The following is a 9,145-nucleotide window of genomic DNA, read 5'->3' on the forward strand; positions in this document are numbered from 1 at the left end:
TGCGGCGGGGGAGGGGTCGCCGCCCCCGCCGCCCCGCGGGCCGGGTCAGTCGCCGCGGTGGGAGACCCGCCGCAGCAGCACCAGGGCCCGGTCGATGACGCGCACCGGACCCGACGCCGACACGTAGGGGCGGCCCGCCACGTCCGGCTCGGCGGTGTCCAGCACCGTCTCCCACGCCATCCCGTACTCGGTGCCGGGGAGCGTGAAGTCGACCGCGTCCGCACCGCTGTTGAACAGCATCAGGAACGAATGGTCGCGGATGCGGCGGCCGCGACGGTCCGGTTCGGTGATCGCGTCGCCGTTGAGGAACACCCCCAGCGCCTGGCCCGCGTGGTCCCAGTCGCCGCCGGCCATCGGTTTGCCGTCCGGTCGCAGCCACGCGATGTCGGGCAGGCCGTCCTCACCGGTGGCCGAACCCTCCACCGGGCTGCCGCGGAAGAACCGGCGGCGCCTGAACACGGGGTGCTCGCGCCGCAGCCGGGACAGTTCCCGCACGTACTCCAACAGGTCGTCGGCGGGCTCGTCCTCGCCCAGACCGGCGCCGGACCAGTCCACCCACGCGATCTCGTTGTCCTGGCAGTAGGCGTTGTTGTTGCCGCCCTGGGTGCGGCCGATCTCGTCGCCGTGCGAGAGCATGACCACGCCCTGGGACAGGAAGAGCGTGGTCAGGTGGTTGCGCACCTGCCGGCGACGCAGGGTCAGCACCGCCGGATCGCGGGTCGGGCCCTCCACCCCGTGGTTCCAGGACCGGTTGTCGTCGGTGCCGTCCCGGTTCTCCTCCCCGTTGGCCTCGTTGTGCTTGTGGTCGTAGGAGACCAGGTCGGCCAGCGTGAAGCCGTCGTGGCAGGTGATGAAGTTGATCGAGGCCACGGGGCGGCGCCCGTCGTCCTGGTACAGGTCGCTGGAGCCGGACAGGCGCGAAGCGAGCTCGCCCACGACCGCGTGCCCCCGCCAGTAGTCGCGCACCGTGTCCCGGTACTTGCCGTTCCACTCGGTCCACAGCGGGGGGAAGTTGCCGACCTGGTACCCGCCCGGTCCCACGTCCCAGGGTTCCGCGATGAGCTTGACCTGCGAGATCACCGGGTCCTGCTGGACGATGTCGAAGAACGTGCTCAACCGGTCGACGTCGTGGAACTCCCGCGCCAGCGCCGAGGCCAGGTCGAAACGGAAGCCGTCCACGTGCATCTCGAGCACCCAGTAGCGCAGGGAGTCCATGATGAGCTGCAGTGAGTGCGGGTGGCGCACGTTCAGGCTGTTGCCGCACCCGGTGTAGTCCAGGTAGTAACGCTGGTCCTCGTCGGAGACCCGGTAGTAGCTCAGGTTGTCGATGCCCCGCAGCGACAGGGTCGGGCCCATGTGGTCGCCCTCGGCGGTGTGGTTGTAGACCACGTCCAGCAGCACCTCGATGCCGGCCTCGTGCAGCGACCGCACCATCGCCTTGAACTCCTGCACCTGCTGGCCCCGTGAACCCAGAGCCGCATAACCGCTGTGGGGTGCCAGGAAGGACAGAGTGTTGTAACCCCAGTAATTGGTGAGTCCGCGGGCCACCATCGCGTGCTCGGGAACAAAATGGTGCACCGGCATCAGTTCCACCGCGGTGACCCCCAGGGAAGTGAGGTAGTCGATCACCGCCGGATGAGCCAGGCCGGAATAGGTTCCTCTCTGGTGTTCGGGGATACCCGGATGCCGCATCGTCAGGCCGCGCAGGTGCGCCTCGTAGATCACCGTCTGGTGGTAAGGCGTGTTCGGCCTCGACTCGTTGCCCCAGTCGAAGAAGGGGCTCACCACCACACACTTGGGCACGTACGGAGCACTGTCGGCGGTGTTCTTGCGGGCGGGGTCGGAGAAATGGTAACTGAACAGCGATTCGTGCCAGGTCAGATTGCCGTTCAGGGCCTTCGCGTAAGGGTCGGTGAGTAGTTTGTTCGGGTTGCAGCGCAGGCCGTGCTCAGGGGCGTAGGGCCCGTGGACCCGGTAACCGTACTGCTGTCCCGGGCCGATCCCCGGAAGGTAACCGTGCCAGACGAAACCGTCGTACTCGGTCAACGGGACACGTGTCTCGCGCCCCGCATCGTCGAACAGGCACAGGTCCACCCGTTCTGCGGCCTCGGAGAACAGGGAGAAATTGGTGCCGGAACCGTCGTAGGTCGCACCGAGCGGATAGGAGTTTCCCGGCCAGACTTCCACCATAGGCGTCGTCAGTCTCTTGGTCTCTCGGCCCTCGCGGGCGTGGGCAAGCGGACGCCTTGTTCCTTCCGCTCACCCAGCCGAAGTATGCCGACCTGGCGCGATGATCATTCGTCGGCTGTCCCGCCACGGGGTTTCATGGGCCGATTGTCGGTACAAGGAACGACGAGAGGGGACGATGTTTCCCAAGAGAAAGAAAACGGGACGACAGGTGACAGAACGGCCGGGCCCGGGGAGGCGGGCACAGAAACACGGGCCCGGCCGCGGAATCACCGGCGCGGACGCGCCCGGTCCAGGATCAGCTCCGTGTCGACGTCCGTGGGCAGCGTGCCGAACACCCGGCCCGAACCCCCGCCCAGGCGCGAGAGCGTGAACGCCTCCGCCACCGGTGTGGGCGCGTATCGCAACAGCACCGAGGCCTGAAGCGTCACCGCCATCAGCTCGACCACCGACCGCGCACGGTACTCGAGCTCGTTCAGGTCGCCCAGGCTCTGCTCCAGACGCTTGACCGCCGCGTCGTAGTGGTCGTCCACGCCCCGGGCCGCCGCGAGCTCCGCGGTGAAGGCCTCCACCGACTCCGGGCTGCGCCCCATCGCCCGCAGCACGTCCAGCGCCGCCACGTTGCCCGAACCCTCCCAGATGGAGTTCAGCGGCGAGTCCCGGAACAGCCGCGGCATACCCGACTCCTCCACGTACCCGTTGCCGCCCAGGCACTCCAACGCCTCGGCCGCGTGCGCCGGCTGGCGCTTGGTGACCCAGAACTTGCCCACGGCCACACCCAGGCGCCGGAACGCCGCCTCCGACTCGTCGCCGCGCACCGAGCGGTCCATCGCACCCGCCAGACGCATCATCAACGCCGTGGCCGCCTCCGACTCCAGCGCCAGGTCGGCCAGCACGTTGCGCATCAGCGGCTGCTCCACCAGGCGCTTGCCGAAGGTCTGGCGGTGCTCCGCGTGGTGCAGGGCGTGCGTGAGGGACGCGCGCATCCCCGCCGCCGAACCGATCACACAGTCCAGACGCGTGCAGTTGACCATCTCGATGATGGTGCGCACACCCCGGCCCGGCTCACCCACCATGTGTGCGACCGCGCCGTCGTACTCCAGTTCCGCCGACGCGTTCGACCGGTTGCCGAGCTTGTCCTTCAACCGCTGGATGTGGAGCGTGTTGCGGCTGCCGTCCGGCAGCACCCGCGGCACCAGGAAACAGCTCAACCCCTCCGGCGCCTGCGCCAGAGTCAGGAACACGTCGCTCATCGGCGCCGACGTGAACCACTTGTGCCCCGTCAGCCGGTGGAAACCCTCCGACGTCGGAACCGCGCGCGTGGTGTTGGCGCGCACGTCCGAACCGCCCTGCTTCTCGGTCATCGACATGCCCGCGATGAGGCCCCGCTTGGTCTCGGGGGCACGCAACCCGAAGTCGTACTCGCGCGCGCTCAACAGCGGCTCGTACTGCTGTGCCAGCTCGGGGGAGTGGCGCAGCGCCGGGACCGCCGCGTAGGTCATCGAGATCGGGCAGCCGTGGCCCGCCTCCGGCTGCGACCACAGGTAGAACTTGGCCGCGCGCGCCACGTGCGCGCCCGGGCGCTCGTCCGCCCACGGGGCCGCGTGCAGACCGTGGCCGACCGCCTGGTCCATGAGCACGTGGTAGGCGGGCTGGTACTCGACCTCGTCGATACGGTGCCCGTAGCGGTCGTGGGTGTGCAGCACCGGGGTGTAGGTGTTGGCGGCCTCGCCCCAGGAACGCACCCGCTCCGACCCGGCCGCCTCGCCCACCTCCCGGACCTCGTTCTCGGCCCACTCGGCGCCCTCGCGGCGCAACCCCTCGACGAGCGCGGGGTCCTCGGCGGCGGAGTGGTCGCCGAGCGGTGCGGCCTGGTTGAACACCTCGTGGGTCGGGGGCATCGCGATTACCGCCCTTCTTGGTTCGCGGAGGGGACGTCGTGGGGGGAAAGTGCCGGAATCCTATCCCTGCGGTGCGGGCGGCGGCAGCAGGAGGTCGTAACGTACGCGAAACGGTTGGCGGAGGTGGGGGAGGGCGTGGGCGCGTGCCTGGCGGGGGTGCCGGGGCCTGACCGGCACCCCGGCTGTTCCGGGGGTTCTGGGCGTCCTGGGGGGTCAGGGCCAGAGGAGCCCGCGGGTCCACGCGTCACCCGGTCCCGTGCGCTCGTACCGCAGGCGTGTGTGCCGCCGGTCGGGGTCGCCCTGCCAGAACTCGACCTCGTGCGGGACCACGACGTACAGGCCCCAGTCGTCCGGGGCGAGGTCCGGCTCCTGCACCAGGCGCTCGCGCGAGGCGTCGGCGATCCGGTCGATCTCGCCGAGCTCCTGCAGCGGCTCGCTCTGGCGGCCGTGCAACCCAGCGACCCGTGACTCGAGCGGGCGCCGGCGGAAGTCCTCCGCGCTCGCGCCGGTTCCCGCGTACTCGGCCACGCCCTGCACCCGCACCTGGCGGCCCTGCTCCTTCCAGTGGAAGACCAGTGCTGTGCCCGGGTTCTGCGCGAGTTCGCGGCCCTTGCGGGAGGTCGTGGTCGTGGCGAACCACCAGCCGCGGGAGGAGAGGTCCTTCATGATCAGCACCCGCGCCGACGGGGCACCGCGCCCGTCGGCGGTGGCCACCACCATCGCGTGCGGCTCCGGGACGCCCGCCTCGACGGCCCCTGCGAACCAGGAGCGGAAGAGGTCGAGCGGGTCGTCGGGTGCCCCGCCCGGGTCGAACGGGGGCGTTCCGGAGGCGAACACCGGGAGGCCGGTGAGGAGGTCGCGGATGCTGTCGGAGTTGGTCATGGTCGGTCCCGGTCGTCTTGAGTAGTGCCGCGGACGAAGGTCTCGCCCTTGGAGAGCGTCTCGATCCATTGATCGGTCAGGTTGTGGGCGTCCTCGGCCCGCACGTCGAGCTTTCGTCCGTCCGCCCGACCCCCGAAGATCTTCACGTCGGCGTCGGTAGGCAGAAGTGCACTGCGGAACCCGAAGGAGAACAGGCGCCACCCCCTCTGATCATTACCGACCGGGAACATCCTGAGTGGTGAGGCGCGGCGGAGCTGTTGCTCGTTGTCCCCGCGCCCCCGGGTGACCCGTACCTCCTGGCCGCCCTTGTAGACCAGCGGAAGGCCCAGCGCTGCTCGGAGCATCCGCGTCTCCCCCTGGACCTCTCCGCCGATGATGTCCGTCCAACCCTGGGTCTTGATCTCCGGGGGGAGGTACGTCCCGTTCTCCTTCCGGGCAATTCTCCCCGCAGTGTGTTCCCGGTTCCTCTCGGCCCGGAAGAAGCGCAGCTCTCGCCCGGCGGAGCTCAGGGCTTCGTGCCACTTGGTGAACCGTTCGGAGCTGATACCCGCGACCGTGTGTCCTGCCCCCATCACAGGAAAGGGCGTGATCGCGCCGTCCGGCCACACGTCGCGCGAGAGTTGCTCGGGGGAACAGCCCATGACTTTTGCGCAGATCGCCCGCAGAGCAGGTTGGCAGTCCTCGGCCGGCCCTGACCGTTCGAGGTGGTCCAAGCCCTCGAAGAAGTCCAGCGAGGGTGTGTCCATCGTGCTCGACCACCCGTCAGGCAGGCTCTCTCCCCGGTCGGTGATGCTCAGCCGACCGAACCCTCGTCTTGTCCGCGCGCCTACGCCGCCATAGGCCAGGAGCAGCCAGAGAGCACCGAGAGCGCACTGGTAGGCGCGATCCGTGTCCTCGTTGTTGCTGCCGTTACGCGCGATCCTCAGCGTGTATGTCACGCCTGGTGGGATGAAGGTTCCTTTGGGCAAGTTGCCTTTCTTGGCCAGCCCCGGGCCGAGCATGTAGGCCAACCACATCCGCTGGTGCGTCTCCTGAGGGAAAGTATCGTGCGGCTGCTTGCGGTGGCCCGAGGAGGAAGAGCTAGGTCCCTCGGCAATGCGCATCCGAACAGGTGACGAGAGACGTTCATCTGAACTCTCCGTGCGTGCGGTCGTCCCGAAGACCAGGTCCTCCACCTTCCGTAGACGACGAGGGTCATCGCCCACGTACATGGCGGCCATGGCGCGCAACCAGAACCGCATGCCGCCACGTAGCGAGGGCACTCGGATCTCCGGCGGGGTGTGCAGATGGGGTACCCCCTCGGTCCCGGCCGAGTTGAACACCGGTGTTTCTACACGGAGCTCGAGCGTGTGCCACATGGGTTCACCTTTCTTCCGCGCGCCAGTGCGCGTGGGCGAGGGGAGCGGTGAGGGGACGGTCGTCCCACAGGATCTGGGAGAAGACACCTGCGACGAGGCACCAGGCGCTCGCCTGGAGCAGGGCGGTGACGGCGGCTTCGGGGTGTCCCGACCACACAGCGACGAACACGTCGCCGTCCTCGCTGAAGAGGGGCACCACCCAGGTCAGGCCGAACAGCGCGACAAGCACGGAGTGGACGGCAGAGACCACCCACACGGCGAGCGCGCGCCCAGCTGCCATCACGCCGCCGACCCCGGTGTTGCGTACGTTGACCAGCAGGTACGCGAACGCTGCCGCTGCCAGGAGTAGGGCCACCCAGAGCGGGTGCGGACCGGACCACGACGACGGGACGTCCTTGGACACACCGGTGCCGGCGAAAGCCGCGTGCCACCAAGCGGGGTTCATGGTGGTCAACATGAGCAAGCCGATGGCGGCGGCTGCTGGGACACGGAGCATCCAGGGCATGGCCCACAGTCGGCCGAATGTAGCGACCCCGACCAGGCCCACGGCGGCAGTCAGCGGCGCCGCCCACATAGCTGTCCCGTCCGCGGGGGGCAACGGAAGCAGAGCGAAGGCGGAGAAGGACAGGGAGACGGTTCCCACTGCCAGGGCGGCCGTGAGGCCTGCCAACATCCACGCGCCTTTACGGAACTTCGTCAACGACAGCGAGGCCTTTGCTGCTGTCCAGAGCCGGAAACGGGGAAGGTGGTGGGTCTCCAAGAGTGACGTCGCGACGCTTAGGTCTTCCCGGCTGAACCTCTCCCCAGGCTTTAGCTCTCTGGACCAACGATTCTTGTGGATCGCCAGCGGCTGTCCCCGATGTCCGGAGACAGGGTCCTGAGATTCGAACAGTAAAAGGTCCGTTTCGCTCTCCAGATCGTTCCACTCGACCTGATCGAACGCCGGGAGTGATTCGTGTCGCGCCAGGAGTTTTGCCCATTCCTCGCGCGCCTCACGCGCGCGCGTGTGAAAGAGGGTTGAGGCGGATGGCCCTCTCCCGAAAACTCGCTCGACCGAGCTCGGGCGCACGTAGCCGTGGAGTCTGAGTCCATCACGTGAGTATCGGTAAACCTCGCTCAGGGCGAGAAATCTCTGGCGTGCGGCGATGGGTGTGAGTAGTGAAATATCGGCATTGCTCAACGAAAACTCGCCGACCTGGAACTGTGGAAGTAGCGCGCGCCATGCGGCCTCGGAGATCCAACACCATGCGGCCCACTGAAAAGACACCTCGGCGGCCGCATCTCCCAGGTGGGAGATAATTGCGAGAGGGGTGTAGAGTGCGGCGCGTAGTGTGTCGGAGTTTCTGCTGAGCTCTCTCGCGATCTCATTTAGAGAGTTATCTACTTCGTTCCCGCTCCCCCATCCGGGCTCATCCCGAATTAGATCCGGAATGTGGGCGAAGGAAAGATGTTCACCGACATATTTGAGCTTCTTTTCCTCTTTGGTGAAGATGGTGTGCCGGTGTCGATTCAGTGCTCCCCCGAGGCCGCTATCGCAGCGTGACTTCAGGAGCGGGGACAATTCGTATCGATCAGGATCTTTCTTTGCCTGATTCGTGCACTCCTGTTCCTCTGAGTTTTTCCCGGACTGTGGGGGCATTCGTATCATCCCTCAGGGATGAAGAGTGTGCGCATGCACTTGCCGAGCTCGTTGAGTTCGAATCCACCCCTTGTTTTTGTATAGGCGTAACCGAGCAACATGCGTGTTTGTGGGCCCTTGCGTGACCATGAGCCACCTGCGAATGCGCTGAGTTCGTCCTTCACGTCGTTTGGGTCCAGTTTACGAAGAGGGAGGCTCATCGTCTCTCCGCCCTTCTTGGGGAGGAGTTGTGCGCTGACTTCTGAACGCAGGCTGCGCAGCCATTCGGCGATTGCAATGAGGTAGGGGAGAGTCGACCGGTACCCGCCGGTGATGTGGAAAACCAGTTCGTCTCCGTCTCTGACCGGATTTTCGTCGTCGGGAACGCCGTGACCCTGGATGAGCTCGGCGAGGTCGGTCAGGCTTTCCAGGGCGGACTGGAACTGGCTGTTCGTCTCCACATCCAGGTGGGGGATGCGCATGATGACGACCTGCTGCCTGGCGCCGGCATCGGGCGTCACGTGGTTGAGTGAGTCCCGATACCACACACGCTTGTGATCGCCCCTGGCAAGGATCAAAGCGTTCCAGATCGCATTGGCCAGCCCTTGTGTGCTGTCGCTGGCCAGGAGTAGTACGAGGTCGTCGTTGTCAAGATCGATGTCGTGGGCGCGCAGAGCATCGATTTCTGCCGACATGCGGGTGTTGTAGTTCCAGTTCGCGAGGTCAGCCTCGTTGATCATCTGCAAGAGCCCTTGAAGGTTCTGCTCCGAGACGTTCGGCCTCTCGGAGGATTCAGAGTTCTCGCGCCCGGACTGTGAACCGAAGAGCCTCTTCAGTAGTTCCGAGGAGTCCACATGCTTACCGTCCAAGCCGAGCTGCAGCCCCCCGTCGTGTGGGTCTCTGTTCTCACGCCACTTGCTGAGAACGTTCTCCGGGACGTCGCGTTCATGGCCGTGAGAATCGAGGGTGTCGGCGAGGCTCAACCCGACCGGGACGATATGGACGGTCAAAGTTCCTCCCGTGTTGCTGTCATGTAGCCGTAGCCGGCTGCCGTCTTGGCCCCGACCCCCATCAGATCGGCGCCACCCTCGAGCCAGCAGGCCGCTTGCCGCGTCAGGTCGCCGTTGTCCCCGACCAGGTCGGCCACGAACGTTCCCGCGGTGAGGTGATCTCAGTGAGTTTGCTTTTCGATAGTGGTC

Annotated in this window: 7 protein-coding genes; all 7 read right to left on the bottom strand. The window is 66.7% G+C overall.

What is annotated here, in order from left to right; translation table 11 throughout:
- Positions 1 to 45: 45 nt before the first annotated feature.
- The 7 genes from glgX to IDM40_RS26245 all read right to left on the bottom strand — a co-directional run bounded on the left by glgX (position 46) and on the right by IDM40_RS26245 (position 9,093).
- Positions 46 to 2,190 carry a glycogen debranching protein GlgX gene (gene glgX / locus IDM40_RS26215; protein WP_193124756.1) on the bottom strand — a complete coding sequence of 715 codons (2,145 nt, stop codon included), beginning with the start codon at positions 2,188 to 2,190 and terminating at the stop codon, positions 46 to 48.
- A gap of 266 nt (positions 2,191 to 2,456) precedes the next feature.
- Positions 2,457 to 4,088, bottom strand: coding sequence for an acyl-CoA dehydrogenase family protein (locus tag IDM40_RS26220; RefSeq protein ID WP_193124757.1), 1,632 nt, complete (start codon positions 4,086 to 4,088; stop codon positions 2,457 to 2,459).
- A gap of 213 nt (positions 4,089 to 4,301) precedes the next feature.
- Positions 4,302 to 4,970, bottom strand: a complete 669-nt coding sequence (locus tag IDM40_RS26225) for a pyridoxine/pyridoxamine 5'-phosphate oxidase (RefSeq protein WP_193124758.1) — start codon at positions 4,968 to 4,970, stop codon at positions 4,302 to 4,304.
- The gene (cmr1, locus tag IDM40_RS26230) at positions 4,967 to 6,328 is read right to left on the bottom strand and encodes a type III-B CRISPR module RAMP protein Cmr1 (RefSeq protein ID WP_193124759.1); all 1,362 of its coding nucleotides are present in this window, start codon (positions 6,326 to 6,328) and stop codon (positions 4,967 to 4,969) included. The genes IDM40_RS26225 and cmr1 overlap by 4 nt, the downstream gene beginning before the upstream one ends.
- 4 nt (positions 6,329 to 6,332) lie before the next feature.
- A complete protein-coding gene (locus IDM40_RS26235) occupies positions 6,333 to 7,967 on the bottom strand; it encodes a hypothetical protein (RefSeq protein WP_193124760.1) in 1,635 nt (544 codons plus the stop codon).
- Between the two features lie 5 nt (positions 7,968 to 7,972).
- Positions 7,973 to 8,956: a hypothetical protein gene (locus tag IDM40_RS26240; RefSeq protein ID WP_193124761.1), complete on the bottom strand. Its 984-nt coding sequence runs from the start codon at positions 8,954 to 8,956 to the stop codon at positions 7,973 to 7,975.
- The gene (locus IDM40_RS26245; RefSeq protein ID WP_193124762.1) at positions 8,953 to 9,093 is read right to left on the bottom strand and encodes a hypothetical protein; all 141 of its coding nucleotides are present in this window, start codon (positions 9,091 to 9,093) and stop codon (positions 8,953 to 8,955) included. Before IDM40_RS26245 ends, IDM40_RS26240 begins: the two co-directional genes overlap by 4 nt.
- Positions 9,094 to 9,145 lie beyond the last annotated feature (52 nt).

This window comes from Nocardiopsis coralli, from assembly GCF_014892575.1.
In the GTDB taxonomy this organism is placed as follows: domain Bacteria; phylum Actinomycetota; class Actinomycetes; order Streptosporangiales; family Streptosporangiaceae; genus Nocardiopsis; species Nocardiopsis coralli.

Bases quoted from the DNA above. Each gene is read 5' to 3' on its own strand.
- glgX (WP_193124756.1), bottom strand. From the start codon at position 2,190: ATGGTGGAAGTCTGGCCGGGAAACTCCTATCCGCTCGGTGCGACCTAC.
- IDM40_RS26220 (WP_193124757.1), bottom strand. From the start codon at position 4,088: ATGCCCCCGACCCACGAGGTGTTCAACCAGGCCGCACCGCTCGGCGAC.
- IDM40_RS26225 (WP_193124758.1), bottom strand. From the start codon at position 4,970: ATGACCAACTCCGACAGCATCCGCGACCTCCTCACCGGCCTCCCGGTG.
- cmr1 (WP_193124759.1), bottom strand. From the start codon at position 6,328: ATGTGGCACACGCTCGAGCTCCGTGTAGAAACACCGGTGTTCAACTCG.
- IDM40_RS26235 (WP_193124760.1), bottom strand. From the start codon at position 7,967: ATGCCCCCACAGTCCGGGAAAAACTCAGAGGAACAGGAGTGCACGAAT.